The sequence below is a fragment of the Bacillus sp. NEAU-CP5 genome (genome assembly GCF_026420705.1).
GTDB lineage: Bacteria > Bacillota > Bacilli > Bacillales > Bacillaceae > Bacillus > Bacillus velezensis.
Window position 1 is genome coordinate 195,869 of the sequence record NZ_JAPMOV010000006.1, and the last position, 25,231, is coordinate 221,099.

Sequence of the window (25,231 nt, forward strand, 5' to 3'; positions counted from 1 at the left end):
CTCCTTCGGTATGTATTTATTGTAACTCGCAATTATCCTATTACAAGTTGTTGATTATCCTAGTATAATGAATACCAGGGTAAGAGAGGAGAGATTCGGTATGATACCAGAAGGAAGATTGCAGGCGCTCTCAGAGTTTTTAAAAACGCAGCGGGCCAAAATTTCTCCGCAGATGGCCGGGCTGCCGATGGGCACACGGAGAAGAACGCCCGGACTCCGAAGAGAAGAGGTCGCGCAATTAGCCGGCGTAAGCACCACGTGGTATACGTGGCTGGAGCAGGGCAGAGACATTAAAGTGTCCGTAGCCGTATTGGACGCCGTTTCCGATGCGCTGCAGCTGAACAAAGATGAGAGAAATTATTTATACGCGCTTGCCATTGAGGAGGGCGTGAAGCAGCCGTTTGCTGCGGAGGAAGAAGCGGTTATCAGCCCGTCCCTTTCAAAAATCCTGCAGGAGCTCCGTTATTGTCCCACCATTATCTCGGACAGGCGGTGTCATATCGTAGGGTGGAACCAGGCTGCGGCGCACGTGTTTTTAGATTTTGAACAAATTCCTCCTGAAAAGCGGAATCTCATAGAGCTATTGTTTTCCAGAAAAGAATTAAGAAGTTTAGCCGTGAACTGGGAGCACTTTGTGAAAGGATTCATCGCCATTTTCAGAACGTATTACGGCCAGTATGTAGCGGATACGTGGTATTCTCAGTTTATAGAAGAAATGGAGAAAACGTATTCGGAATTTCATACGCTGTGGAATGAGAGCGAAGTCAGCTCGGCACCCGAAGTATTAATTGAGTTCCGCCACGCGAAGGCGGGAAAAATGGTCTTTAACCTGACTTCATTTCAGGTTCAGGGCAACAGTGATCTGCGTTGTAGTGTGTATACGCCGGTAGATCATACCGAAACGGAAGCAAAGCTGAAAAAGCTCTTCGAAAACAGATGAAGAACAGAACAAAACGGGAGGCGGCCGCCTCCCGTTTCAGTTTAAAATAAAAGCATGAGACCGGCGATGGCCGGTGTTAAAAAGATGGCTGATTTCAGAATGACTTTCGGCACGAGGTTGGTGAATTTCGCTCCGACATATGCGCCGCACATCGTTCCGATCAGCACTTTGACCAACAGCATATAATCGACAAATCCTTCCGTCACATAACCGAGTCCTCCGCCGACCGCAAGCGGGATAATGACAAGCATGGTGGTGCCGACCGACTGGCGGATGGATAAGCGCAAAAGAATCATTAAGCCGATTTGGATGAAAGGGGCAGAGCCGATCCCGAACGTTCCGGACAGGATTCCTGCGATGACACCGAGTACAACAGCTTTCACCCATATGTTCAGATTGCTTTGCTGTCCGGAATCTTCTTGTGTTTCTTTTACAATAAATAACCGGACTAAAATAAGCAGAGCAGATAAAAACAGCATGCCCGCCGTCAAGTAATGCAGCAAATCTGCGGGGATAAGGGAAGTAAGCCTTGCCCCGAAAAACGAACCGAATGCCGCAAAAACGCCGACGATGAGACCGATTTTCATCTGAATATTGCCTTCACGGTAGTGGCTGAATGCCCCCGATAAACTTGTGAAAGCCATTCCGGCAAGGGAGGTGCCTAAAGCCGTATGAATCGGTACGTGAAACAGTATAGTTAAAAGTGCAATGACAAAACCGGCTCCCCCGGCGCCGATAAACCCGAGAATAATCCCGAGAAGAAACATAACGAGTATAATAAGCACAATCTTCTCCTCCATTAGATGCCTGAACACCATGTTCCGCTCCGCTGTATCAGGTTTTAATAATCGACCGTAGTCCGTCGACCGTCGTCTAATATCTTTATGTTACCTCAAATTTAAGGTATTGGCAAGAAGACGAATTGCTTTTATACAGAGGGTTTACAGCTCTTTCACCATCACTTTTTCACCATTGAAGTCCAGCTCTCCATTGAATAAGAAGCCGAATTTTTGATAAAGCCGCAATGCGTGGACGTTATCTTCAAACAGGCTTAAATAAATCCGTCTGCAATCATATATTTGAGTGAGATGACGGATTAGGGCATCAAGCAACAGCTTGCCCAATCCCCGTCCCTGATAGCGTTCATCAATAAAAAAACGGTCAAGCCACACTCTGCCGTTTTCATTTTCCTCATCATATTCCGGAAACCATCCGTACATGGCAAAGCCGACCAATTCCCCGTTAACATAAAGACCGGCCGGCTGATAATGCCGGCAATCCTCAGCATCTTGTAAGCACTCTTCCGCGGTTTCAATAAATGAAGTCTGGCTTTCCCTTACATGAAGCGCCAGTATATCGGCACGGTTTTCTTCCGTGACTGTTCTGATTTCAATCGTCATACTTGATACTCCTCTTCCGCTTTTTTTGAGACGGTAAAGCTTTCATTACGTAAGCCATTTGTGAATCAGCCTTCTCTCGGATACAATGATCATCATAAAGGATATGGTTACCGTATAGTCAAGGAGGCATTATGAGCGAAGACGTCAGAAAATACTTCACAACGGGTGAATTTGCAAAACTGTGCCACGTAAAAAAACAAACCCTGTTCCATTATGACGAGATCGGCCTGCTTTCTCCGGAAATCAAAAAAGCGAACGGATACAGATACTATTCCTATCATCAATTCGAACTGTTTCAGGTCATCGGTCTGTTTAAGGAGGTCGGCGTGCCCTTGAAGCAGATCAAACCGCTCTTAACAGACAAAACCCCTGAGGGTATCATCACGCTTTTAAAAGAGAAATCTTCAGAAATCGAAAGCAAAATCAAAAAGCTGGAGCACCTGCAAAGGATGATTCGGACAAAGGTGAAGCTGACCGAACAAGCCTTGGAGACAGACTTTTCCTCCGTCTCATTGCAGCGATTAGATGAAGAGACACTTATGATAGGACGGCCCGTACTCCATTTGCCAGAACGGCAATATACTGCCGCCATTTCAGAATTGATCCGCTATATGCGGGTACATGAGCTCGATCAGGGGCATCCGGTCGGCGGACTGTTTGCGCGGGAGCAGATTATGAAAAAAGAATTCTACAACTACACCCATTTTTATATGAAGACAGAAGAAGGCATAGAGAATAGAGACCTCCATATCAAGCCGAAAGGGCTTTATGCCGTCGGGTACCAAATAGGGGATGAAGCGGAAGCGGCTTACCGCAGCATCATGCAGTTTATTGAAGAGTATGGGCTGGAAATGGGCGATTATGCATATGAAGAATATATGCTTGATGAGGTTGTGGCGGACGGGTTTGACAATCAGATCACAAGAATCCAGCTGCAAGTCCGCAATCGATAAAGCCGATGCCGCCGTTCATTTACGTCTTTTAACAAACCTTGTATAATGAGAAAAATCAGTTTGCAATTGAGGTGAAAAACGATATGTTTCTAGCGCCCTTATTTGAACATGATGTACCGGCAGCACTTCTCCGCCCTTAATGGAGGAAAGTGACTGCGCTTCTCTCCGTTAGGGCATATGACGTGACCTAATATGATAACGGAGGGTGCATCAAATTGAAAAATACATTGTTCGGTTCGATTTATTTGGCATTGGCCGCCAGTATCTGGGGCGGTATGTATGTCGTTGTAAAAGTTGTGGTAGCGGTCATTCCGCCGCTTGAACTGGTATGGCTGAGATATGCGGTGGCGCTTCTTTCGCTTTTGATTCTCAGTTTATTTACACGCCAATCCTGGAAAGTTCATAAACGTGATTTATTACTGATCGCTGCGATCGGATTGATCGGCAACACGGTTTCGATCGTCACGCAGGAAATCGGCACGAAATTATCAACCGCGCAGATGGGTGCGATTATTACGGCATCCACTCCCGCATTTATGGTTGTATTTGCCCGGCTGATGTTGAAAGAACGGTTAACGCTGAAAAAAGGAATATCGACAGGGCTGGCGACGATCGGAGTATTGCTCATTGTGGGGAACGGAGATCTCAATATGTCGAGCCAGCTCGGCGGTCTCTCGCTTCTGGCTGCGGCGCTGACATGGGCTTTGATGTCCGTGCTGATGAAACGGGTTCCCGGCCATTACTCACCGCTTGTCGTCACAACGTATTCCATTTGCGTCGCATTTGTCATCCTGACCCCGTTTACAGCGGGCCCGCTTCGGGAGATTCCTTTGTCTCAGCTTGCCCGGCCTGAGATATGGGGCGGACTTTTATATCTGGGTGTGATCTCAACCGCCTGCGCGTTCATGCTTTGGAATCGCGGATTGCAATTACTGAATGCGGCAAGCGGCGGTCTGTTTTTCTTCTTTCAGCCGCTTTCCGGGACTTTGCTCGGCTGGCTGCTGCTGGGAGAGACGATCGGAGGAACCTTCTGGATCGGGGCGGCTCTTATTGTTTCAGGCGTCGTTCTTGTCATGAAAGAAAAATAGAAAATGAAAAAAAGCCATTCAGCAAATGAATGGCTTTTTTCTGTTTTTCCGGCAGGATTCGCTCCGTCATACACAGAAAACAAGGAGCAGAAACGGATCATGGGCACCGGTACTCTCAAGGTGCAATACTCGGACCCTCAGGGTTTCGTCAATTAACATAACGGGCGGTGAAAAAATGGAGCCAAAATGGCTTGAATGGGCAAAACAGCTTCAATCCGCGGCGCAAGCGGGGCTGGCTTATTCCAAAGACATATATGATATTGAGAGATTTGAAGAAATAAGAAAAATAAGCGTGGATATCATGGCGCATCATACCGGCACCGACAAAAGGGTCATCAAAGACGTATTCGCCGGTGACACGGGCTATCCCACTCCGAAAGTTGATATCAGAGCGGCAGTTTTTAAAGATCAGAGCATATTAATGGTAAGAGAGAAAAGCGACGGCAGATGGGCGCTGCCGGGCGGATGGGCTGATATCGGGATTTCACCGGGCGAGACCGCTGTCAAAGAAGTAAAAGAGGAGTCGGGAATCGACGTAAAGCCCGTTAAACTGTTAGCTGTAATGGATAAGAAATGCCATTCCCATCCGCCGTCCGCCGCCCACGTTTACAAAGTGTTTATCAAATGCGAGATCATCGGCGGCCGGATCAGGGAGGGAACAGAAACAAGCGCCGCCGGCTTTTTTGCGGAAACGGAACTGCCGCCGCTATCTGAAGCCCGCAATACAAAAAGTCAGATTGAAAAGATGTTTGCATATCTCAAACATCCGGACGAACCCGTTTATTTTGATTAAGGCAGCAATCAGAAAGAAAAGGGGGCCCGAGTATAATGGAGGATTCAATTAAACAGCAGGCGCAGCGGCAATTTGCCAAAAACGCCGCGAAATATGTGACTAGTCCAGGACACACTGCAGGAGAGGATTTGGCGTATCTCGTTTCAGCTTCCGGTGCCGAAAAGCATATGGACGTGCTGGATATCGCGACGGGAGGCGGACATACGGCTAACGCTCTCGCTCCTCTCGTACGCTCTGTTATCGCCTATGACCTCACGGAAGAAATGTTAGCAGCCGCTGAAGCATTTATAACCGGAAACGGATGGACGAACGTGTCATTCGAAAAAGGCGATGCTGAAAAGATGCCGTTTTCCGATGCTGCTTTCGATATCGTCACATGCAGAATCGCGGCGCATCATTTTCCCGATGTCAGAGCCTTTGTTCATGAAGCGTTTCGGGTTGTCAAACCGGGCGGCAGACTGCTTCTCATTGACAATACCGCACCTGAAAAGGATGAATATGACCATTTTTATAATGACATTGAGAAGAGACGGGATCAGAGCCACTTTCGGGCGTGGAAAAAAACAGAATGGCTCTGTTTTCTGGAGACAGCCGGCTTCCGGATTGAATCCGCTGTCTGCTTTTTGAAACCATTTCAATTTACCGTCTGGTGTGAACGGGCAGGCCTGACTGAAGAGAAAGCCGCATTACTGGAAAAACAGATGCTGGATGCTCCTCGTGATATACAGCGGTTTTTTTCTGTAGAAAAGGATCAATCAGGCCGTATTGCGGGCTTCACAGGTGAATCGGCCTGTTTCTGCGCGATCCGTCCCGTCTGAGACGAAAAAAACCGCTGTGCAGTTTTCCTGCCCGCGGTTTTTTTCGTATTATCTGTTCTTGATTTGAGAAATAATAGCGGAAGTGACATCTTCCGTTGAATGTTTTCCGCCGACATCAGGAGTCAGAATGCCGCTGTTTGTGACCGTTTCAATAGATTGTAAGAGGAGATGGCCCAGTTCCTCTTCTCGGAATGAATCGAGCATTAATTTCGCCGTCCATATTTGGCCTATAGGATTGGCAATTCCTTTTCCGACAATATCCGGGGCGGAGCCGTGAACAGGCTCAAACATGGAAGGATATTTGCCGTTTACATTGATGTTGGCTGCGGGAGCGATTCCGATGCTTCCCATAATCGCCGCGCCGATATCTGTCAGCACATCTCCGAACAGATTTGAAGCGACAATGACATCGAAGCGTTCCGGCTGCGTGACAAAGAAGGCCGCCAGTGCATCGATGTGCTGGGAATCCGTCTCAATCCCGGCGTACTCACGGCTGACCTCTTTAAAGATGTCATCCCAGAACGGCATCGAGTGAACAATACCGTTTGATTTCGTCGCGCTTGTGACGTGTTTCCGCCGACTTGCCGCCAGTTCGAAAGCATACCGCATCACTCTGTCCGTACCCCGTCGGGAAAAGACCGCGTTTTGTATGGCGATTTCGTCCTCACCCTGATTGATTCTGCCGCCGACAGAGCTGTACTCGCCCTCACTGTTTTCGCGGACGACTATCAGATCAAAATCCTTCGGGTTAACGAGGGGAGAAGTGATTCCCGGCAGGAGTTTTGCCGGCCGCACATTAATCACCTGTTCAAATTCCCGGCGTATCTTGATGAGCAGCCCCCCACAGCGAAACATGATCGGGGACGAGTTTTTGATTCCCCGCCGCTCCCAAAAACAAAGCATCAAAGTGCTGTAACCTTTCTCATCCATCATCCGGTATCATAGTCCCGTGCTCCAAATAATACTCGCAGCTCCGCGGAAAAGAAGTGAAATCAAAGGCAATGCCTCCATGTAATTCGGCGATCGCGTTCAACACCCGCTCCGCTTGCGGAACTGCCTCTTTCCCCACACCGTCCCCCGGTATGCTGGCAATCTTGTATGTTTTCATGTTTCCGTCACCTCCGAATGAATTGTTTTCGGTTTACGGAATACCCTCGACCAACTATACTTCCATATTACGGCACCTCCGATATGCTGACAAGCCCGGGAATGTTGCTTCCATAGATAAACTGTTATATGATCTTGGTAACAATAAGGCCTAAATTGTATGAAGAGGTAGGAAAGATGGATAATTTTAAATTAGATAAGCCAATCCCGTATTATCTGCAATTTTATTCCCAATTGAAAAAAATGATATTTGACGGGATTTTTAAACCGGGTGAACGGCTGAATGAGACTCAGCTGGCCAAGGATTTCGGAGTCAGCCGGTCGCCGGTCAGAGAAGCCATGCGGCTCCTTGAAAAGGACGGGCTTCTGACGGCAGACGATCGAAACGGCTTTGTCATTTATTCTTTGTCCGTTAAGGATGTTGAAGAGATTTATAAAATCAGAATGTCACTTGAATCACTGGCGGTCGAACTGGTTATTGATGAAGCGGCTGAGAGTGAAATTGACCTCATTGAAAAACAGCTGCGGGAGACGGAAGAAGCCATCAATAAAGGCGTCAAAGAGACTGAGATTATTTCCTTAAACGAGTCGTTTCATCGGCTCCTTGTGGATTTCAGCCGCAACAGCCGGCTGGCCATGCTGCTTGAGCATGTCAATGTGCTGATTCATTTTTGCAGAGTTCTTAATTTTAAAGGCGATGAACGTGCGGAGGTTATTCTGCATGAGCACCGGAAAGTCTTTGAAGAAATAAAAAAGGGCGACAAAACAAAAGCCGTGCAATATATGACGGAGCATCTCAAGCATGATGAAGAACATCTGAAAGGCGTGCTGAGAGCGGAAGAAACAGACGAATCATCACGATAGACAAGGCGAAATGCCTTGTCTTTTTTTTGCCGATGTCATCGAACCGTCATAAAGACCTGACGGATGTTCCTTGCATGATTTTTTCCGCGTCATTTATGATGGATATGGAAGAGACGCAAAAAAGGCAAAGGAGATTGAAAAATGGCGAAACATATTCTGATGATCAATTTTCCCGCAGAAGGACACGTAAACCCGACATTGGGTATGACAAAGGCCTTCAGCGAACGGGGCGATCACGTTCATTATATCTCAACGGAAAAATACAAAAGCAGACTGGAAGGAGTAGGGGCGAAAGTTCATCTTCACAGCGATCTGCTCAGAATGACACCCATTGATCCCGGCAGTCCGTCCGGCATACTTGCATTTTTAAAGGTTCATATCAAAACGTCACTGGAGATTTTACATATTGTGCAGCGGCTGGCAGAGGACATTCAATTCGACGCCGTCTATTATGATAAATTCGGTGCGGGAGAGCTGGTGCGGGACTATCTCAACATTCCCGGCATCTCTTCTTCAGCATCCTTCCTGTTCAATGAAGACCGTCTGAAAATACTGCCGCTCCACCCGGAATCGGGCGTGCCGTTTCAGCCGGACAGGGAATGTGAAGAGCTGTTGGCCGAGATGAAAGACAAATACGGTGTCGCCCCTGACAGCATGGTTCAATTTATGAACAACACAGGTGAATTGAACGTCGTCTATACAAGCAGATATTTTCAGCCCGAAAGTGAGACATTCGGAGATGAGTATTTATTTATCGGTCCGAGTTTTCCGAAGAGAAAAGGGCGCGTCGACTTCCCGATTGACGCATTAAAGAATGAAAAAGTCATTTATATCTCAATGGGAACGGTGCTCGGGGACACGGAAGCGTTTTTCAATCTGTGCATAGACGCGTTCTCAGATTTTGAAGGAAAAGTAGTCATTGCCGCCGGGGAAAAAGCCGATCTGTCGAAAATCAAACAGGCGCCGGAAAACTTTATCATCGCCCCGTACGTGCCGCAGCTTGAAGTGCTGGAGCAGGCCGACGTGTTTGTCACGCATGGCGGAATGAACAGTGTAAATGAAGGCATTCATTATCAAGTGCCGCTGGTCGTCATCCCGCACGATAAAGACCAGCCGATGGTTGCGCGCCGCCTGACTGAATTGGATGCAGGCTATACCGTGCAAAAAGATGAAGTGAGCGCTGAAAAGGTAAAGCTTGCCGCGGAAGAAGTGCTGCATAACGGAAAATACAAACAAGGCATTCAAGCCATTAATGAAAGCTTTAAAGAATGTACGGACATGAAGGATGTTCTCGCCCGGATCGACCGGTTTATTGAACAAAAACATGCTCAATAATACATGGAAAAAGCCTGTTTCCTCTGTCAAAGGGAAACAGGCTTTTTATAATGGCTTTTAGATGATGTGATGTTCTGCATTTGCAAGTTTCACAAGAGTCAGAAGAGATTCTGCCTCACGTGCGTCGAGTGTTTTTGCCAGACGGTCTTTTTCAAAGATCTGCTGGCCGAAGACATTCACTGACGCCTGGTCAACCGCTGTGTGCCAGTTCTTTTGTGAATGATTCTCAGAAAAAGAGAAAACGAACACGGTGAAGACCGCTATAAGCATCGCCATGACCCAAAATTTTTGCCGATTTCCTGCTGCTGACATAGGCCGCCTCCTAAACATTTTACTGGTATTAGATCATATATGAGCTGTTTTTAACAGAGTAAAGAAGTCATTATTTCATGTAGTCCAAATGAAACGGAGCACAGCCGAAAGCCCGCCGGTCAGGCCGATGAGCCAATTCATATTTTGTTCATATTTTATTAAAAGTTTATCCAAGTCTGTCCTTTACAGTAGATATAACCACAAAATGCTGCTGAAAGGAGCCTTTAAAAAATGCATATTCATATGATCAACAAAAACCAGTTTGAGAGTGACTTGGAGGCGGCCGGCTTCAGCCGTCAGGCAGATGATATTATCGGCAAAATGAAAGAGTACGTAACGGAATACGCGGCTTCATCTGAACGGTTCCTGATTGAAATTCAAACCGTCATGAACGAATACAAAGCCGTCGTCTGCGCGATGTTTTCGACCATGGAAATTGCCGGTGCAAATAAAGACGAGAAGCATGTTGAATTCGAAGCCTGCACAGTATTGTGTGAATAAAAGACATTCATCAAACCTCCGCGGCTGCCTGAACGGCAGTATACTGACTGGTGTTCCGGAAAGGGAAAATATTGAAACTTCTAAAGCGGCCGTTCGTATAAAAGGGTAAATCAGCTTGTATATGGAGGTTCGTGAAATGAACGAAAAGAAAAAACAAGCGTTTGAACAGCTTTTCAGCACTTTAGACGAAAGACATGAAATAAACGGCGCTGTATTGGCAGCGGAAAACGGCCGCATCTTATACCAGGGTTCATTCGGCGCTGCAGAACTGAAAACAAAGAGGATGCTGAATGACCAATCGGTCTTTGAATTGGCCTCAGTATCGAAGCCGTTTACAGCTTTGGGCGTTATCATTTTAGAGCAGCAAGGGAAGCTGCGTTATGACGATATGATAGAGCGGTGGCTTCCTGATTTTCCTTATCCGGGCATTACCATTCGGCATTTACTCCATCATACGTCAGGATTGCCGGACTATATGGAGTTGTTCTTAACACATTGGGACCGGGACAGAATTGCCGTTAATCAAGATGTGATCAATATGCTCAAGCAGCATAAGCCGGATGCTTATTTCCCGCCGGGCAAGGAGTGGCTTTACAGTAATACGGGGTATGTGGTGTTAGCGGTTATTATAGAAATTGTAACAGGCATGAGTTTTGCTGAATTTATGAAACAAGCCGTATTTCATCCGCTTCGTATGCACGATACGCGGATTTATAACAGAAGGCTGAGTAAAGAAAACATTCCGAACTATGCATATGGCTATGTGTATGATGTTCATTCCGGAGAATATGTGCTGCCGGATGAACTTGAGGAAACTGATTATGTCGTCTTTCTTGACGGAATCAAAGGTGACGGAACCGTTAACTCCGCTATTAGAGATTTATATCTGTTTGATCAAGCTCTTTATACGGAAGAAATCATCGGCAAAGAGTCTAAAGATCAAGCGTTTACACCGGGCTATTGGAATGAAGAAGAGCAATTCGGATACGGATTTGGCTGGATGATTCAAAACAGCCCCCAAAAAGGGAAGGTTATCAGTCACGACGGAGGCTGGCCGGGCTATTCAACTCTGATGATCCGATATATTGACCAGAATAAAACATTGATTTATCTCAGCAATATGGAACAATCGTATCAATTTGAACAAGCTGTAATTGCCGCGGCTGTAAACATCTTATTTGATCAGCCATACGTGATTCCGAAACGTCCGGCAGATCAGAAAAAAGCAGATATCGATCCTGCGATTTACAGCAGATTTACCGGCAATTACTCATTTCAGGATGACACACATGCATCGGTGGCGGTAAAAGAAAACCGATTGTATCTTACAATAGACGGGCAGACTCCATTCGAATTATTCCCAATGACGGAAACCCGTTATTTTGTCAGGGCGCTGCCGCTTGAAATTGAATTTGCAGGTGATAAAGCACAAACAGCCCCGCATTTCGTTTTATATCAGGACGGCACAGAAGAAACGGCTGTGCGGATAGACTGAGTGACATGCAAAACAAAACCGCCGTCCTGCGAAGACGGCGGTAATAGAAAAGTCAAACCCTTTTGATGACGCGAAATTTTCTTTTCGGCTCTGACATAAATATAGAAGAAAAAATCATAGCTCCGAGCATTGTGATGTATTCCATATAAAGCGAAACCTCTGCCAAAACCAACCCCGCAATCATTAAAACAGCGCCCAATACCACCGCAAAAACCTTCGTTTTCATGATGAGTTCCCCCTATTATCTGATAATTGAATTATACTGCATCTCCATTAATGTGTACATTTTGTGAACAATTTCACCTGATGAAAGGCAATAAAGAGAGATTTGAAGAATTAGGAGAAATGACAGGCCATCTTTTTGTTTTACTGAAGAAACGAAAGGGAAAGTGAAAAATCAAAAAGGCAAAGGAGTTCTTGAAATGAAAGCGAGACTATTTTTATTCAGCATGTTTCTCCTGATCCCCGTTCTGGCGCTTGCCGGATGCAACAGCCAATCTTCAGGAGGAAGCGAAAAAGCGAAAGACAAAGAAACGCACTCTCACGAAGACATGAATCACTCGGGTTCATCCGAGGTGCCGAAAGGTTTAAAGAAGGCAGAAAATCCGACTTATAAGGTCGGCAGTGATGTCATGATTTTAGCTTCTCATATGAAAGGCATGAAAAATGCGCAAGGAACCGTAAAAGGTGCTTATGATACAACGGTTTACAGTGTGTCGTACACTCCGGAAACGGGAGGAAAGCGCGTCGAAGATCATAAATGGGTCATTCAGGAAGAGCTGAAGGGCGCCGGTGATAAAACGTTAAAACCGGGTGACAAGGCCGTGATCGAGGCATCCCATATGAAAGGCATGAAGGGCGCCGAAGCCGTTATTGATTCAGCCAAAAAGACAACCGTGTATATGGTCGACTATACACCGACTGACGGCGGCCAAAAAGTAACCAATCATAAATGGGTGACAGAAGACGAGCTTGCTGCCGCAAAATAAAAAGACCGCAAAAGCCGAAGGAACTCCTTTGGCTTTTTTGCGGTCTCACATTTATGCGGATTTTCTTTTCAAAGCGGGTCTCGTTAAAGAGAATACAGCTAACGCGACAGCGATAATGACAATCAAACCGCCGCACCAGGCTGTTGCTGTGACAGAACCGGTTTGTCCGATCACGCCGCCGCCGATGGCTGACCCGAGCGCGATGCCGATCTGCAAAGCGGACGTGTTGAAGCTTTGCTGAATATCGGAAGACTCAGGCGCAATTTTGATTAAATAGCTTTGCTGCGCCGGCGCAAGGCTCCAGCTGAGCAATCCCCAGATCACCATCGCAGGCAGGAAAATGATTAAAGAAACCGTTGTCAGCGGAAGAATAAACAGGATCAGAGCGAAAGAAACGGTCACAAGCATGATGCTTTTAAATGCTCCTAAACGGTCATACAGCCAGCCTCCGAACGGGCCGCCGCATACCGCTGACAGACCGAACAAAAAGTAGCATACACTGACCCAAACGGAACTCAAATGAAGCGTTCTTTCCAAAAAAGGCGCAAAGTAGGCATAGAGTGTGTAATGCCCCGCCAATGTAAACAAGGTGACAAGATGTGCGCTGGCAATTTTGGCGGTCCCGATCGTCTTGATCTGCTCACGAAACGGAATCATTTTTTCAGCAGGTATTTTTTCAAAAAAGACGCTGATAATCAGCATGGAAACGAGAGATAATACGCCGATTCCCAAGAACAGAACGCGCCATCCGAAGGCATTGCTGATGATAATGCCGACAGGCACGCCTAAAGCGATTGCGGAGCTGAACCCCATGAAAATGATGCCGATCGCCCGCGCTCTGTATTCAGGCGCCACGATTTTAGGAGCAATCGTTAAAGAAAGGACGACAATCAGCCCTGTGCTCATGGAAGCGAGAACCCGTGACACCATAAGTACGGCGAAATTGGGACTGAAATAAGCCACCAGATTACTTAGGAAGAAAATAAACAGTGCGATTAAATAAAGCCGCTTTCGTTCAGCCTTTGCCGTCACCGCCAAAAGCAGCGGGCCGGATACCGCGTAACCGAGCGCAAACACGCTGATCAGCTGCCCCGCGCTGACGATGGATATATCTAAGTCGGAAGCGATTTGCGGAAGAATACCGCCCACAATTAATTCAACCAATCCGACTGCGATGGTAGATGCTGCAAGCAGAAATACTTTGAAATTCATGTACAGATACTCCTTTTTTTATTTTTTAGAAAATAAAAAATCCTGATTACAAAAAGTGTACGGGACAATTTTTGTAATCAGGATTTTACGGTTCCTGGTAGACACCCTCAAACCATATCATTGAGGTTATACAATGTATGCAATATTCGGTTGTGTCCGTTACTGCAAAAAATTCTACCATAATAGTGAGGGAGATTCCATAGAAAATTCGAGGAAATCCTTTCAATTTCAATATCGGCGGCTGTAACGTCATTGATGAAGCAGGGAAAAAAATTTATGATAACCGTAAGGAGTCTATACAGATCAAACATTATACAGCCGGAGGAAACCGATGAATAAGTACGAAAAAATCGCCAACGAAATGAGAAAGAGGATTAAAAGCAGTGTATATGACATAGATCAGCCGATCCCGGATGAAAAGACGCTCGCTGCGGAGTTCGGGTGCAGCCGGATGACGATGAAGCGGGCGCTTGATACACTTGCGGCTGAAGGAATGCTTTTCAGAAAAAGAGGGCACGGCACGTTTATCATTCAATCAGCCATGCAGGATGAGCACGTTCACGTAGTCAGCAACGAAATTCTCGGCCTGAGCAATTTGTTAAAAGGAAAAAATATCAAGAGCAAGGTCATCCGGTTTGAAGTGCAGTTTCCGTCTCAAGATGTCGCCGCACATTTGGCCATTGATGAAAAGACTCCCGTCTATTATGTAGTGAGGCTCAGAATTGTTGAAGGCGAACCGTACGTTCTTGAAAAAACGTACATGCCGGCGAGCCTTATACCCGGCATTAATGACGAGGTGCTCAACCATTCCATCTACGATCATATTACGCGGGAACTCCAGCTCAAAATCGCAGGCTCACACAGAAAAATCAGAGCGTGCAAGTCGGATGATATGGATCAGCAATATCTCGGCTGCCGGCCGGATGACCCGATACTTGAAGTCGAGCATGTAGGCTTTTTGGACAACGGCACTCCCTTTGAATATTCATTTTCCCGCCACCGTCATGACAAGTTTGTCGTGACCTCAGTCAATATAAAACGTTCATAAAAGCGCCGAAGAGTGAGAGAAAAACTCACTCTTTTTTTGTTGCCGCTGATTTACATCTTCGCTTTTTTTATGTTATATTACCCAATGATAGAATCATCCTACAAATTTCAGAGGTGTTTTGATGGAGATATCCAAAACAAGCAGACTGTCACTCGTAGAACAAGTGGTGACGCAAATTGAATCGTTAATTCAATCGGATAAATGGCCGGTCGGGACGCGCATTCCCCCTGAGCTGGATTTAATGAAGCAATTTGATGTGAGCCGAAACACATTGCGTGAGGCCATTCGGGCGCTCGTACATGCCGGCCTGCTTCAGACAAGGCAGGGGAGCGGTACGTATGTCAGCTCATCCAGTGTTCTCGGCGCGGCATTTTACCGCCATATTAAAAAATCAAATTTGCTTGAAACATTAGAAGTCAGATACGCACTCGAAAGAGAAGCTGCGCGATTGGCGGCGGAAAGGCGTAATGACGAAGACCTGAAAGCACTGAAGGCATGCTTGGATGAATGTGAAGCGGCCTTGCAAAATGAAGATCGAAAACGGTATGCCGAGGCTGACATTAAACTGCACAAAACCATTGTACAGGCGGCCCATAACAACATGCTTTCTGATCTTTACGAGCATATGACGGAGGCGCTTTGTGCGTCAGTCCATAACCTGTTGGAAATCACCCCTGCTATACGGATCCACACCCAGCTTGCCGCCGCGATTATCGGACAGAAACCGGATCAGGCCATGGAGGCCGTCAACCAATACATCACAGTATTTAAAGATACAATACGCATGGAGGATGAACATGAAAATTAAAGACGAACATCAAATTCTGCAAGCAAGTCAGCGTAAAAAACTGATATTGCTGGTCATCGGAGTCATATTGATAGGGGCCAACCTCAGAGCGCCTCTGACATCGGTCGGGCCGCTCGTTTCCTCAATTCGGGACAGCCTCGGCATGACCAATGCGGCTGCCGGCACCATTACGACAGTGCCGCTTTTGGCCTTTGCATGTCTGTCGCCGTTTGTTCCTTTATTGTCCCGGCGCTTCGGGACCGAGATTGTGTTACTGTCATCATTAATTGTCCTGACAGCCGGAACTCTGCTGCGCTCCATCGCCGGAATCGGCACTCTCTTTTTCGGAACGATCCTGTTGGGATTGTCGATCGCCGTATGCAACGTCCTGCTGCCGAGTCTCATTAAACATAAGTTTCCCGGAAATTTAGGCATCATGACCGGCGTCTACTCGGTTTCTATGAATCTGTGCGGCGCGATTGCATCCGGCATCAGCGTGCCGATCGCCTCTTCAGCGGGGTTAGGCTGGAAAGGCGCGCTCGGCTGCTGGGCTATCCTTTCTTTCATTGCGTTTGTCATGTGGATTCCGCAAATGCGAGGACGCGAACTGCCCGTCCGCACGACTGGGACAAACGGAGAGAAGAAAAGCAGTCTGCTGCGGTCTCCGCTTGCTTGGAAGGTGACGATGTTCATGGGGCTGCAATCCCTTATTTTTTACACCGTCATCGCTTGGCTGCCGGAAATTCTTCAGCAGAATGGACTCAGCTCAAGTAAGGCGGGATGGATGCTTTCATTAATGCAATTCTCAGTCCTGCCGATTACTTTTATCGTGCCGATCGCTGCCGCTAAAATGAAAAATCAGCGCGCACTCGCCGGACTGACGGCTTTATTTTTCCTTATCGGCATTGCCGGCGTTCTTTTCGGAAGCCCGGCTCTCACTCCGCTATGGGTCATTTTAATCGGAATTGCGGGAGGCTGTGCGTTCAGCTTGGCGATGATGTTCTTCAGCCTGCGGACCCGGCATGTTCATGAAGCCGCGGCGCTTTCCGGCATGGCCCAGTCATTCGGATACCTGCTTGCCGCGTTCGGGCCGCTCGTATTCGGTTTGCTGCATGACATCACGCACGGCTGGACGGTTCCGTTATTCATGCTGATCGCAGTCTCCGTTCTGATCTTCATTTTCGGAGTCGGAGCGGGAAAAGCGGAACAGATCAAAACAGCATAAAAAACAAAGGGCCCGCTTAGGGTCCTTTGTTTTTTATTTAAAAAGCTGTCTCAGGCCGTTACGTTGTCAGTTTTAAGCCGATGACACCGATGAGGATAAGCCCCAGAGACACCAATTGTGACAGATTGAATTTTTCTTTAAACCAAAGTATGCCCACGGCCGAAACGCCGATGCTTCCCATGCCGGTCCAAGCCGCATACGCGACACCTGTGGGAAGAACCTGCATCGCTCCGGAAAGACAAAAGAATGAAAGTATAAAGCCTGTTACCATGACAATCAGCGGCCACTTTTTTTTAAAACCGTCAATATGTTTCATGGCAACGGCCGCTACAACTTCCTCCGCTCCGGCAATAAATAACAGCAGCCATGCCATTAATGTTCACCCCTTGTTTCAGTTTCTTTCGTAAATACCTTCATTCCTAAAATGCCGGACAACAGCAAAGCCAAAAAGAATATTTGCCCGATTGAAAACGATTCGCCTAAAATGACGCCCGTTACATATGTGCCGACGGTGCCTATTCCGACAAAAACGGTATATGCGGCAGCCATCGGAATTTTTTTATAAGAGCGGATCAGCATCAGAAAGCTGACGGCAATCAGAAGGAAAATACCAATCCAATCAAAGAGCGAATCCGCATGCTTCAGGGCGGACGCCCAAACTACTTCTAACAGTCCGGCTATCAATACAAGCAGCCAATACATGATACAGTCACCTCAGTTATGAATGAATGTCAGTCATTTTTAGGGCGGTCAAAAATGATCGGTCTCTGCCAATCATTTCTGCAAGCTTCTTTTGAGAAAGCTGAATATTTCTTTTTTATATACTTCGAGATCGACATCCTGTTCACAGCCGATATAAAACCGTTCAGCCGCGTTCTCGACAACGTTGATAATCGTTCTGGCCGTCCATCTGACATGAATGCCGCTGTGGACCTCACCCTGTTCAATGGCCGTATTGATCACGCCTTCCAGCCAGGAATAATAAGGCTGATAAATGGCTTCCCATTTCTCCATTGAATGATCGATGGCAAGACCGGAATAACAGAGAACGATAATATCTTTATGAAGCCGGGTGATGTGAAATGTCTCATCTACCAAAATGTCCAGCAACGTCCAAAAATCTTCAGAACCGTCCGTTTTCCCTTTTATTCTGTCCAGCGTAGTGTCGAGCAGGTTTTCTGCAATCGCGGATATCAGTGCGTTTTTAGAAGAAAAATATAAATAAAACGTACCTTGGGCCGTTCCGGCTTTTTTGACGATTTCTGAAATGGATGCTTTGTCTAATCCTTTTTCAGAAATGACTTCAATCGCGGCTTGCAGGATCTTTTCGTATTTTCCCGAGCTTTGTTTTGCCAATAGAGGGGTTCCTCCTTTTATGAATGACTGTCATTCATTTTATCGCATGTTCTCTTTTTTGTCATCCCTTAAAATAAAAATACCGGAAAGAAGACCATACTTCTTTCCGGCATTCGTCATTTATCACTGTCGATCATAGCCTTCGGCAGTCCCGTATATTTTGCCCAGTAATAAATACCGAGCGAACCGATGGCGATCAGAATCAGGTCAAGCGGATTGCTGATAATGCCCAATCCGTGGCCGAACGAGCCGAGATAGGAGAAAATCAGCATCATGACATAAAAGCCGACGATCCACCATGCTGATTTCAGCTGCTGCCGTATGCTGACATCATCTTTGGGAGCATATTTACTGAAACAGAGATAGATCAGAAACATGACAATTTGAGAACCGAGAAGCCAGGATACGGTGCGCCATCCGGACCAATATACAATATAAGAGGTAAAAATAAACGACAGCGGCCCGATGATGCTCATCCCTTTTAAATAAAACGGTCTGTTAATATTCTTCGCGTTGACTCTCAGCGCCGCAGAAGAAATCGGCGCAATCGCATAAGACAGAATCAATGCGACGGAGCATACGTTGACAAGAGCGTTCCAAGAAGGGAACGGAAGCGTCCAAAAAACAGCCAGACCGAACGAAAGCCAAAGGGAGGCACGCGGTGTCCCGGTTTCTTTATTGACTTTAGAAAAAATGCTGAATAATGTTCCGTTTCTGGCCCAGGCATAGACGAGACGTGAAGTCGTATTCATAAAGATATTTCCGTTACCGCCCGGTGATAAAATCGCATCTAAAATGACCAATGTCGCCAGCCACCCCAAACCGAGCAAAACGGCGATATCTTTGAACGGAAGGGAGAATTCAGTCCCGATAGCCGGCCATCCGTGCTTCAGGGTATCCGCCGGGATCGCCCCGATAAAAGTGAGCTGCAGCACGGTGTAAATAATAGTAGAAACGATAATACAGACAATCAATGCGATCGGAATGTTCCGCTTCGGATTCTGCACTTCACTCGCGACAGCCACAATCGGATGCAGCCCAAGGTATGCAAACATGACGCCGCCTGTGGAAATCGCGGCCTGAATTCCGGTGAAGCCAAAAGGCGCGAATCCGTGAACGGTCATATTGCCCGGGTGAAAATGAAAAATCAGTACCACAATTACCGTAATCGGTACGACATATTTAAAAATCGAAATAATGAAGTTTGCTTTCGCAAAGGTTTTGACACTCCAGTAATTGAGGAGGAAGAACAGGCAGAGCAGCGCAAATTGCAATATCCACCCGGCAATTGTCGGAGAATCAGAGCCTTTTACGGTCAAACCGGGAAACCAATACGCCACGTATTGGCGGACTGCCGTGACTTCTATAGAAATAAGGCTCGTGTATGCCACAATGGTGACAAAGGAAATTAAATATCCGACGAGGTGTCCGTGTGAATATACGGGATACCGGATAATTCCCCCGGTCCGCGGCAGCGCGGCGCCCAGTTCCGCATAAACCAAGCCGATCAATAAGATGATTCCCCCGCCGATCAGCCAGGAAAAAACGCCTGATGGACCCGCTTTAGAGGCGACGTTACTGACGGCAAACAGCCATGCCGAACCGAATATGGCTCCCATGCCGATTAAAATAAGATCAAAAAGTGACATAGTTTTCTGGAAGTTTCCTTGCTTAGACATTCGCTGCCTCCTTAGAAAAGACATTGTTCTCTTTACATAATTCCCATTATCATTCAAACATACCCAGCCGGCCGGCTGGAAAATTAGGACAACTTTCGAAACGAAGTATGTACAGCAATGTGCTCACATTATAATAACGGCCGTATGGCAAGATCTCCCGGCTTATATTCCCCGTTTTAAACACATTCAAACCTCATATTCAGAAAAACAAAAAACGCCCGAAACAGGCGTTTTTTTGTTACAAGTTCATATCTTTCAGTCCGGGGCTGTGCTCATTCGGAAGCTCAGGAAGTTCCGGCACGGGGAAACCTTTAGGAGGCTCGGACACACTTAATTCGCCGCCGTTTCGGCTCGGCGTCGTTCCCTGCAGAATTTCTCCGATCCGTGTCGGATCCAGTCTGAAATTAAATTGAGTATTATGATAACCCATCTCAACGAATTTCCGGCATTCCGGGTATTTTTCAATATCATAATTCGGCACGGGAAATAATTTGCCCCATTCGACACCCAGTGTTTCCAACGCTTTTGTAAATGCATTTTGATGGGCGTTGTCACGGACGATCAGAAAACCGAGTGTTTCTCTGAACGTCTGATTTGAACTCATTTCATAAATGCGCGTCTTTTGCAGCACGCCGGTTGATTCCAGCACGACATTGTCCAATAAATCGGAAATCAGATTCCCGTGGTTGTATACCCAAGACCCGTTCCATGGATTGCCGCCGGCGTCTACAGGAAGAGAACTTTGCGCTCCGATGATAAAATGGTGCGGATTGGCGTGTTTAACTGCTTCGTCAAGCGGCGCCTGATCTGCTGCCTGATTTCCGGGGCCCTCAGCGCCGCTTTCGTCGAGCAGCGCATTAATCGTATGCTGGACAAGCTCAACGTGTGCGATCTCTTCTAAAAATACACCGCGAAGCAGGTCACGGAACTGTTTTTCTTTTCCTCTGAAATTAGAGCTTTGGAAAAAGTATTGCATCATCGTCCGCATTTCTCCGTAGTGCCCGCCTAAAATTTCCTGAAGCACCTTGGCCGCGGCCGGGTCCGGCTTGTCCGGTTTAATGATATTGATCAGCTCTTCTTTGTAATAATACATAAACAGCGCCCCCTGAAAGAAGTTTTCGGTTCTTCTGTTAGTGTCTTTGCAAAGTCAGTTTTTATGTATCGGCATCAAAAAAAGGACGGAAAGCGTGTCCGTCCTTCTGTGTTAAGCCTCAACAGCCCCGCGAAGTTTCGTGTTGACAAGCCCGTTCCATCCTTGATCCATCGTACTGTGAATCTCGGAGCTTTTCCGATTGACTTTATTGATGACGGATTCCGGCTCTTTCCATCCGCCGTGAATGAGAGTGAATTCCGTATCTCCGCTTTCTGTTTCCTTTAAGACAAAAGAAACGATCCAGCCTTCCGTATCCCACGAAAAAGAAAGGCGGTACGGCGCTTCAATATCCAGCAGCTTGCACGGAGACGGACCGAACGGAGATTCCAGCTGAAACTCACTGTCTTCTTGAGGTGTGAAATCATTCGGCATAAACCAGAGAGACAGGCCGTCCGCAGTGGAGACCGTATCCCAGACAACTTGTATCGGCGCATTGAAAACGGCGGTATGAATAATGTCCGGTAATGGCTGATTGCTGCTGCTGTTGTTTTTGTTATCTTTGTTTTGTTTATCAGACATGATGCGTAACCACTCTTTCGCTGTTTTTACTTTTGATCATACTACACGAGGCAGGACATTTGAAAACAAATCAAACTTATTTTATGCTTTTCCAAAGCCATTTAATTCATTTTAAGGAGACGTAGTGATGACAGATCAATTTAAAGCGTTAGTAGTCGATCAACGTGAAGACCGGTTTTCAGTCAGCGTACGGGAGCTGGCGGTTCAGGACCTTCCCGAGGGTGAAGTGCTGATTAAGGTTTGCTACTCAGGGGTGAATTATAAAGACAGCTTGGCTGCCATTCCTGACGGCAAGATCGTAACGTCGTATCCTTTCGTGCCGGGAATTGATTTAGCGGGAATTGTCGTTTCCTCAGATGACGCCCGTTTCAAAGAGGGGGATAAAGTCATTGCGACAAGCTACGGCATAGGTGTTTCCCGTTTTGGCGGTTATAGCGGGATGGCCCGCATTCCGGCAGATTGGATCGTGCCGCTGCCTGAAGGTCTGACACTTAAAGAAGCCATGACGATCGGAACCGCCGGCTTCACTGCCGCATTGTCCGTCCAGCGTCTTGAAGAAAACCATGCCGCTCCTGAAAAAGGGAAGGTGCTGGTGACAGGAGCGACAGGCGGCGTCGGAAGCTTTGCTGTCTCCATTCTTTCAACCTTAGGTTACGAGGTCGAGGCCAGTACGGGAAAAGAAAACGAAAGCGGCTATTTGAAGAGCCTCGGAGCAAAGACGGTCATTCACCGTGACGAAGTGTATAACGGCACGTTAAAACCAATGCAAAAACAAAAATGGGCAGCGGCCGTCGATCCGGTCGGAGGTGAGCCGCTTGCTTCAGTTCTCAGCCAGATTCAGTACGGCGGATCAGTTGCTGTGAGCGGACTGACAGCGGGAACGAAACTCCCGGCTACAGTCTTTCCGTTTATATTGCGCGGCGTCAGTCTCTTGGGAATCGATTCCGTATTCTGTCCGATGGAGACAAGAAAGAAAACATGGCAGCGTTTAGCTGATGACTTCAAGCCTGCAGATCTGGAGGCCTTTATTCAAAAGGAAATTACACTTGAAGAGCTGCCGGATACGCTTCCTGCTCTTTTAAAAGGAGAAGCGAGAGGAAGAACGATCGTTACAATAAACGAAGAATAAATCAAAAACCCCCAACTGCTGATTGGGGGTTTTCAATATATAATCAATTTTTATCTAAAAGAGATTAACTATTGATCATATAGTGAAAATGAGTTGATTAAAAACATAAATTGATTACATATAGGTAATATAAAGGTAATTTATAAAATTTTCTGAAATATTTATTGACTGAAAGCGCTTTTAAAATTATGATAATAACATAAATGCCAATAATATCATTATAACTTCACTACAAAGTAACTATAAAATAACAATTTAACGAGAGGGGAAAGTGGATAATCACTATAAATGATAACGCTTTCAAATTATTTTCTTCTTATATAACTGTTTTGGACGGTCAGAACTTGTATGCAGACGTTATGGGTGCAAATATTGATAACTGAATATTCCGATATTATCTCTGTGTAAAAACTAGGAGGATTTGAAGATGAATAAAAATAGCAGCCAGCATTCATTCTTGAGAACCATCATTTTAGTATCGACGTTCGGGGGTCTACTTTTCGGCTACGATACAGGTGTAATTAATGGGGCGCTGCCGTTTATGGCGGAAGCTGACCAGCTTAATCTTACCGCTTTGACTGAAGGGATGGTGGCGAGCTCCCTGCTCTTGGGGGCTGCGATCGGAGCAGTTTTCGGAGGGAGATTGTCGGACTATAACGGCAGACGTAAAAATATCCTTATCCTTGCCGTTTTGTTCTTTGCAGCGACGCTTGGATGTACACTGGCGCCTAACGTATCTGTTATGATCATCTCCCGTTTTCTGCTGGGGCTTGCCGTCGGGGGAGCATCCGTAACCGTTCCGGCGTATTTGGCTGAAATGTCGCCGGCGGAAAGCCGAGGGAGAATGGTTACCCAAAATGAATTGATGATTGTAACAGGCCAGCTGCTTGCCTTCACGTGTAATGCTATCATCGGCAATGTGCTTGGTGATACCTCTCACGCCTGGCGCTATATGCTCGTTATCGCGGCCCTTCCGGCGGTATTCTTGTTTTTCGGTATGCTGAAAGTTCCTGAAAGTCCGCGCTGGCTGGTTTCTAAAGGAAGAAAAGAAGATGCTCTGCACGTTCTCCGGCGAATAAGGAGTGAAGAGAAAGCGAAGTCTGAGCTCGCTGAAATTGAATCTGCCTTTCATAAGGAAGCTGAGATGGAGCAGGCCGCCTTTAAGGATCTTGCCGTTCCGTGGGTGCGCCGCATTGTGTTTATCGGGATCGGAATTGCGGTAGTGCAGCAGCTCACCGGCGTGAATTCAATTATGTATTATGGAACTCAAATTTTAAAAGATGCTGGTTTCGAGACAAAAGCCGCATTAATCGGCAATATCGCTAACGGTGTGATTTCGGTGCTCGCGACTTTTGTAGGAATATGGCTTCTCGGCAAAGTCGGCCGCCGCCCGATGCTGATGACGGGGCTGATCGGAACGACTGCGGTGCTGCTTTTGATCGGAGTTCTGTCTGTCGTGCTGAAAGGATCGCCTGCTCTTCCTTATGTGGTTCTTTCATTAACAGTCACTTTCCTTGCGTTTCAGCAGGGGGCTGTCTCTCCGGTGACCTGGCTGATGCTGTCGGAGATATTCCCGCTTCGATTGCGGGGACTTGGTATGGGGGTCACTGTCTTCTGCCTCTGGATCGTGAACTTCCTTGTTGGTTTCACTTTTCCGGTCCTGCTCGCAAACATCGGATTGTCTGCAACCTTCTTCATTTTTGTCCTGTTAGGGATAGCGTCCGTTATATTTGTGAAAAGGTTCCTTCCGGAAACGAAAGGTCTGTCGCTCGAACAGCTTGAACAAAACTTCCGTGCTTATGAAAAAACAGATCGTAATAGCGCAGAAGCCAAGGTGAGCGGGTAATCTGGATAGATGCGGGGTTCCTAGGAATCCTGCTTTTTTATTTATTATATAGAAGGGAATAATAAGTGAGAAAAAAGTTTCGTAAAAGTGTTGACCTAATTTAAAGTGCATGGTATATTATTAAACGTCGCTGATGAACAAAGCGATAACGACAAATGAGAAAATGATCTTTTAAAAAAAGACTTTACAAATTCTCAAAAGCGTGTATAATAAATGAGGTCGAGAAAAAGATTTTAAAAGAAATAAAAAAACACTTGACATCATAACTGATTGGTAGTATGATAGTTAAGTCGCCTGATAAGCGCCCGTAGCTCAATTGGATAGAGCGTTTGACTACGGATCAAAAGGTTAGGGGTTCGACTCCTCTCGGGCGCGCCAATTCAAACGCGGGTGTAGTTTAGTGGTAAAACCTCAGCCTTCCAAGCTGATGTCGTGAGTTCGATTCTCATCACCCGCTCCATTATAATGATCTTTGAAAACTAAACAAGACAAAACGTACCTGTTAATTCAAAGTTTTAAATAAATCGCACAGTGATGTGCGTAGTCAGTCAAACTACTTTATCGGAGAGTTTGATCCTGGCTCAGGACGAACGCTGGCGGCGTGCCTAATACATGCAAGTCGAGCGGACAGATGGGAGCTTGCTCCCTGATGTTAGCGGCGGACGGGTGAGTAACACGTGGG

General features: G+C 46.6%; 26 protein-coding genes, 2 tRNA genes, 1 rRNA gene, 1 pseudogene and 1 riboswitch. Of the genes and pseudogenes, 18 read left to right on the forward strand and 12 right to left on the reverse strand.

Annotation, left to right across the window (positions count from 1 at the left end; all coding sequences use genetic code 11):
- Nucleotides 1-100: 100 nt before the first annotated feature.
- Entirely contained in the window at nt 101-940 is an 840-nt protein-coding gene (locus OTK50_RS17950; protein ID WP_094031545.1) for a helix-turn-helix transcriptional regulator, read from the forward strand.
- Nucleotides 941-981: 41 nt separating this feature from the next.
- Here OTK50_RS17950 and OTK50_RS17955 read toward each other — a convergent pair whose 3' ends face one another.
- Nucleotides 982-1,725 carry a sulfite exporter TauE/SafE family protein gene (locus OTK50_RS17955; protein ID WP_015416927.1) on the reverse strand — a complete coding sequence of 248 codons (744 nt, stop codon included), beginning with the start codon at nt 1,723-1,725 and terminating at the stop codon, nt 982-984.
- Nucleotides 1,726-1,881: 156 nt separating this feature from the next.
- Complete coding sequence (locus OTK50_RS17960; protein WP_032866763.1) at nt 1,882-2,340, reverse strand: GNAT family N-acetyltransferase; 459 nt, start codon at nt 2,338-2,340, stop codon at nt 1,882-1,884.
- Nucleotides 2,341-2,471: 131 nt separating this feature from the next.
- On the opposite strand from OTK50_RS17960, the gene OTK50_RS17965 reads away from it, so the two are divergent.
- The 4 genes from OTK50_RS17965 (at nt 2,472) to OTK50_RS17980 (ending at nt 5,992) form a co-directional block, all read left to right on the forward strand.
- Nucleotides 2,472-3,293 (forward strand): MerR family transcriptional regulator, encoded by an 822-nt coding sequence (locus OTK50_RS17965; protein ID WP_094031547.1) that lies wholly within the window; start codon nt 2,472-2,474, stop codon nt 3,291-3,293.
- Nucleotides 3,294-3,508: 215 nt separating this feature from the next.
- The gene (locus OTK50_RS17970; protein ID WP_015239274.1) at nt 3,509-4,381 is read left to right on the forward strand and encodes a DMT family transporter; all 873 of its coding nucleotides are present in this window, start codon (nt 3,509-3,511) and stop codon (nt 4,379-4,381) included.
- 175 nt (nt 4,382-4,556) lie between these two features.
- Nucleotides 4,557-5,174, forward strand: coding sequence for an NUDIX hydrolase (locus OTK50_RS17975; protein WP_094031548.1), 618 nt, complete (start codon nt 4,557-4,559; stop codon nt 5,172-5,174).
- A 35-nt stretch (nt 5,175-5,209) separates the two neighbouring features.
- Complete coding sequence (locus OTK50_RS17980; protein WP_266121994.1) at nt 5,210-5,992, forward strand: class I SAM-dependent methyltransferase; 783 nt, start codon at nt 5,210-5,212, stop codon at nt 5,990-5,992.
- Between the two features lie 48 nt (nt 5,993-6,040).
- Here the strand turns inward: OTK50_RS17980 and OTK50_RS17985 are convergent.
- Nucleotides 6,041-7,100 (reverse strand): annotated as a pseudogene (locus OTK50_RS17985) (tartrate dehydrogenase).
- A gap of 176 nt (nt 7,101-7,276) precedes the next feature.
- Between OTK50_RS17985 and OTK50_RS17990 the strand changes: the two are divergent.
- Both OTK50_RS17990 and OTK50_RS17995 read left to right on the forward strand, forming a co-directional pair.
- The gene (locus tag OTK50_RS17990; protein WP_020955411.1) at nt 7,277-7,963 is read left to right on the forward strand and encodes a GntR family transcriptional regulator; all 687 of its coding nucleotides are present in this window, start codon (nt 7,277-7,279) and stop codon (nt 7,961-7,963) included.
- Between the two features lie 141 nt (nt 7,964-8,104).
- Nucleotides 8,105-9,298: a macrolide family glycosyltransferase gene (locus OTK50_RS17995; protein WP_007409305.1), complete on the forward strand. Its 1,194-nt coding sequence runs from the start codon at nt 8,105-8,107 to the stop codon at nt 9,296-9,298.
- Between the two features lie 57 nt (nt 9,299-9,355).
- Here OTK50_RS17995 and OTK50_RS18000 read toward each other — a convergent pair whose 3' ends face one another.
- A complete protein-coding gene (locus tag OTK50_RS18000) occupies nt 9,356-9,610 on the reverse strand; it encodes a hypothetical protein (RefSeq protein ID WP_007409304.1) in 255 nt (84 codons plus the stop codon).
- 231 nt (nt 9,611-9,841) lie between these two features.
- Between OTK50_RS18000 and OTK50_RS18005 the strand changes: the two genes are divergently transcribed.
- Complete coding sequence (locus OTK50_RS18005) at nt 9,842-10,111, forward strand: hypothetical protein (protein ID WP_007409303.1); 270 nt, start codon at nt 9,842-9,844, stop codon at nt 10,109-10,111.
- A gap of 136 nt (nt 10,112-10,247) precedes the next feature.
- Complete coding sequence (locus tag OTK50_RS18010; protein WP_100001255.1) at nt 10,248-11,606, forward strand: serine hydrolase; 1,359 nt, start codon at nt 10,248-10,250, stop codon at nt 11,604-11,606.
- A 52-nt stretch (nt 11,607-11,658) separates the two neighbouring features.
- Here OTK50_RS18010 and OTK50_RS18015 read toward each other — a convergent pair whose 3' ends face one another.
- Complete coding sequence (locus tag OTK50_RS18015) at nt 11,659-11,832, reverse strand: hypothetical protein (protein ID WP_015239280.1); 174 nt, start codon at nt 11,830-11,832, stop codon at nt 11,659-11,661.
- Between the two features lie 196 nt (nt 11,833-12,028).
- On the opposite strand from OTK50_RS18015, the gene OTK50_RS18020 reads away from it, so the two are divergent.
- Complete coding sequence (locus tag OTK50_RS18020) at nt 12,029-12,595, forward strand: YdhK family protein (RefSeq protein ID WP_007409300.1); 567 nt, start codon at nt 12,029-12,031, stop codon at nt 12,593-12,595.
- Between the two features lie 51 nt (nt 12,596-12,646).
- Here OTK50_RS18020 and OTK50_RS18025 read toward each other — a convergent pair whose 3' ends face one another.
- Complete coding sequence (locus OTK50_RS18025) at nt 12,647-13,807, reverse strand: MFS transporter (RefSeq protein WP_007409299.1); 1,161 nt, start codon at nt 13,805-13,807, stop codon at nt 12,647-12,649.
- 54 nt (nt 13,808-13,861) lie between these two features.
- Nucleotides 13,862-13,961: riboswitch (purine riboswitch) on the reverse strand.
- A 177-nt stretch (nt 13,962-14,138) separates the two neighbouring features.
- Here OTK50_RS18025 and OTK50_RS18030 point away from each other — a divergent pair.
- The 3 genes from OTK50_RS18030 to OTK50_RS18040 all read left to right on the forward strand — a co-directional run bounded on the left by OTK50_RS18030 (nt 14,139) and on the right by OTK50_RS18040 (nt 16,867).
- Complete coding sequence (locus OTK50_RS18030) at nt 14,139-14,855, forward strand: GntR family transcriptional regulator (protein ID WP_007409298.1); 717 nt, start codon at nt 14,139-14,141, stop codon at nt 14,853-14,855.
- A gap of 121 nt (nt 14,856-14,976) precedes the next feature.
- Entirely contained in the window at nt 14,977-15,663 is a 687-nt protein-coding gene (locus tag OTK50_RS18035) for a FadR/GntR family transcriptional regulator (RefSeq protein ID WP_100001257.1), read from the forward strand.
- On the forward strand, nt 15,653-16,867 hold the full coding sequence (locus OTK50_RS18040) for a CynX/NimT family MFS transporter (RefSeq protein ID WP_012116961.1): 1,215 nt from the start codon (nt 15,653-15,655) through the stop codon (nt 16,865-16,867). Before OTK50_RS18035 ends, OTK50_RS18040 begins: the two co-directional genes overlap by 11 nt.
- Before the next feature lie 58 nt (nt 16,868-16,925).
- Here the strand turns inward: OTK50_RS18040 and OTK50_RS18045 are convergent, their stop codons facing one another.
- The 6 genes from OTK50_RS18045 to OTK50_RS18070 form a co-directional block, all read right to left on the reverse strand.
- On the reverse strand, nt 16,926-17,240 hold the full coding sequence (locus OTK50_RS18045; protein ID WP_032866740.1) for a DMT family transporter: 315 nt from the start codon (nt 17,238-17,240) through the stop codon (nt 16,926-16,928).
- Nucleotides 17,240-17,569: a DMT family transporter gene (locus OTK50_RS18050; RefSeq protein WP_003156023.1), complete on the reverse strand. Its 330-nt coding sequence runs from the start codon at nt 17,567-17,569 to the stop codon at nt 17,240-17,242. The genes OTK50_RS18045 and OTK50_RS18050 overlap by 1 nt, the downstream gene beginning before the upstream one ends.
- Nucleotides 17,570-17,641: 72 nt before the next feature.
- A complete protein-coding gene (locus OTK50_RS18055) occupies nt 17,642-18,223 on the reverse strand; it encodes a TetR family transcriptional regulator (protein ID WP_007409294.1) in 582 nt (193 codons plus the stop codon).
- Nucleotides 18,224-18,339: 116 nt separating this feature from the next.
- Nucleotides 18,340-19,902 carry an APC family permease gene (locus OTK50_RS18060; protein WP_007409293.1) on the reverse strand — a complete coding sequence of 521 codons (1,563 nt, stop codon included), beginning with the start codon at nt 19,900-19,902 and terminating at the stop codon, nt 18,340-18,342.
- Between the two features lie 238 nt (nt 19,903-20,140).
- Nucleotides 20,141-20,995: a manganese catalase family protein gene (locus OTK50_RS18065; RefSeq protein ID WP_007409292.1), complete on the reverse strand. Its 855-nt coding sequence runs from the start codon at nt 20,993-20,995 to the stop codon at nt 20,141-20,143.
- A gap of 111 nt (nt 20,996-21,106) precedes the next feature.
- Nucleotides 21,107-21,574 carry an SRPBCC family protein gene (locus tag OTK50_RS18070; RefSeq protein ID WP_015239285.1) on the reverse strand — a complete coding sequence of 156 codons (468 nt, stop codon included), beginning with the start codon at nt 21,572-21,574 and terminating at the stop codon, nt 21,107-21,109.
- A gap of 127 nt (nt 21,575-21,701) precedes the next feature.
- Here OTK50_RS18070 and OTK50_RS18075 point away from each other — a divergent pair, with 127 nt between their 5' ends.
- The 5 genes from OTK50_RS18075 to OTK50_RS18095 all read left to right on the forward strand — a co-directional run.
- The gene (locus OTK50_RS18075; protein WP_100001260.1) at nt 21,702-22,703 is read left to right on the forward strand and encodes an NADPH:quinone oxidoreductase family protein; all 1,002 of its coding nucleotides are present in this window, start codon (nt 21,702-21,704) and stop codon (nt 22,701-22,703) included.
- A 427-nt stretch (nt 22,704-23,130) separates the two neighbouring features.
- Nucleotides 23,131-24,549, forward strand: a complete 1,419-nt coding sequence (locus OTK50_RS18080; protein WP_100001262.1) for a sugar porter family MFS transporter — start codon at nt 23,131-23,133, stop codon at nt 24,547-24,549.
- A 301-nt stretch (nt 24,550-24,850) separates the two neighbouring features.
- Nucleotides 24,851-24,927, forward strand: a tRNA-Arg gene (locus tag OTK50_RS18085).
- A gap of 8 nt (nt 24,928-24,935) precedes the next feature.
- Nucleotides 24,936-25,009, forward strand: a tRNA-Gly gene (locus OTK50_RS18090).
- A gap of 98 nt (nt 25,010-25,107) precedes the next feature.
- Nucleotides 25,108-25,231: ribosomal RNA gene (locus OTK50_RS18095) — 16S ribosomal RNA — on the forward strand; the annotation flags it as partial.

Bases quoted from the DNA above. Each gene is read 5' to 3' on its own strand.
- OTK50_RS18035 (WP_100001257.1), top strand. From the start codon at position 14,977: ATGGAGATATCCAAAACAAGCAGACTGTCACTCGTAGAACAAGTGGTG.
- OTK50_RS17950 (WP_094031545.1), top strand. From the start codon at position 101: ATGATACCAGAAGGAAGATTGCAGGCGCTCTCAGAGTTTTTAAAAACG.
- OTK50_RS18015 (WP_015239280.1), bottom strand. From the start codon at position 11,832: ATGAAAACGAAGGTTTTTGCGGTGGTATTGGGCGCTGTTTTAATGATT.
- OTK50_RS17995 (WP_007409305.1), top strand. From the start codon at position 8,105: ATGGCGAAACATATTCTGATGATCAATTTTCCCGCAGAAGGACACGTA.
- OTK50_RS17990 (WP_020955411.1), top strand. From the start codon at position 7,277: ATGGATAATTTTAAATTAGATAAGCCAATCCCGTATTATCTGCAATTT.
- OTK50_RS18000 (WP_007409304.1), bottom strand. From the start codon at position 9,610: ATGTCAGCAGCAGGAAATCGGCAAAAATTTTGGGTCATGGCGATGCTT.
- OTK50_RS18020 (WP_007409300.1), top strand. From the start codon at position 12,029: ATGAAAGCGAGACTATTTTTATTCAGCATGTTTCTCCTGATCCCCGTT.
- OTK50_RS17965 (WP_094031547.1), top strand. From the start codon at position 2,472: ATGAGCGAAGACGTCAGAAAATACTTCACAACGGGTGAATTTGCAAAA.
- OTK50_RS18080 (WP_100001262.1), top strand. From the start codon at position 23,131: ATGAATAAAAATAGCAGCCAGCATTCATTCTTGAGAACCATCATTTTA.
- OTK50_RS18070 (WP_015239285.1), bottom strand. From the start codon at position 21,574: ATGTCTGATAAACAAAACAAAGATAACAAAAACAACAGCAGCAGCAAT.
- OTK50_RS18010 (WP_100001255.1), top strand. From the start codon at position 10,248: ATGAACGAAAAGAAAAAACAAGCGTTTGAACAGCTTTTCAGCACTTTA.
- OTK50_RS17980 (WP_266121994.1), top strand. From the start codon at position 5,210: ATGGAGGATTCAATTAAACAGCAGGCGCAGCGGCAATTTGCCAAAAAC.
- OTK50_RS18030 (WP_007409298.1), top strand. From the start codon at position 14,139: ATGAATAAGTACGAAAAAATCGCCAACGAAATGAGAAAGAGGATTAAA.
- OTK50_RS18065 (WP_007409292.1), bottom strand. From the start codon at position 20,995: ATGTATTATTACAAAGAAGAGCTGATCAATATCATTAAACCGGACAAG.
- OTK50_RS17975 (WP_094031548.1), top strand. From the start codon at position 4,557: ATGGAGCCAAAATGGCTTGAATGGGCAAAACAGCTTCAATCCGCGGCG.
- OTK50_RS18005 (WP_007409303.1), top strand. From the start codon at position 9,842: ATGCATATTCATATGATCAACAAAAACCAGTTTGAGAGTGACTTGGAG.
- OTK50_RS18060 (WP_007409293.1), bottom strand. From the start codon at position 19,902: ATGTCTAAGCAAGGAAACTTCCAGAAAACTATGTCACTTTTTGATCTT.
- OTK50_RS18050 (WP_003156023.1), bottom strand. From the start codon at position 17,569: ATGTATTGGCTGCTTGTATTGATAGCCGGACTGTTAGAAGTAGTTTGG.
- OTK50_RS18040 (WP_012116961.1), top strand. From the start codon at position 15,653: ATGAAAATTAAAGACGAACATCAAATTCTGCAAGCAAGTCAGCGTAAA.
- OTK50_RS18075 (WP_100001260.1), top strand. From the start codon at position 21,702: ATGACAGATCAATTTAAAGCGTTAGTAGTCGATCAACGTGAAGACCGG.
- OTK50_RS18045 (WP_032866740.1), bottom strand. From the start codon at position 17,240: ATGGCATGGCTGCTGTTATTTATTGCCGGAGCGGAGGAAGTTGTAGCG.
- OTK50_RS18025 (WP_007409299.1), bottom strand. From the start codon at position 13,807: ATGAATTTCAAAGTATTTCTGCTTGCAGCATCTACCATCGCAGTCGGA.
- OTK50_RS17960 (WP_032866763.1), bottom strand. From the start codon at position 2,340: ATGACGATTGAAATCAGAACAGTCACGGAAGAAAACCGTGCCGATATA.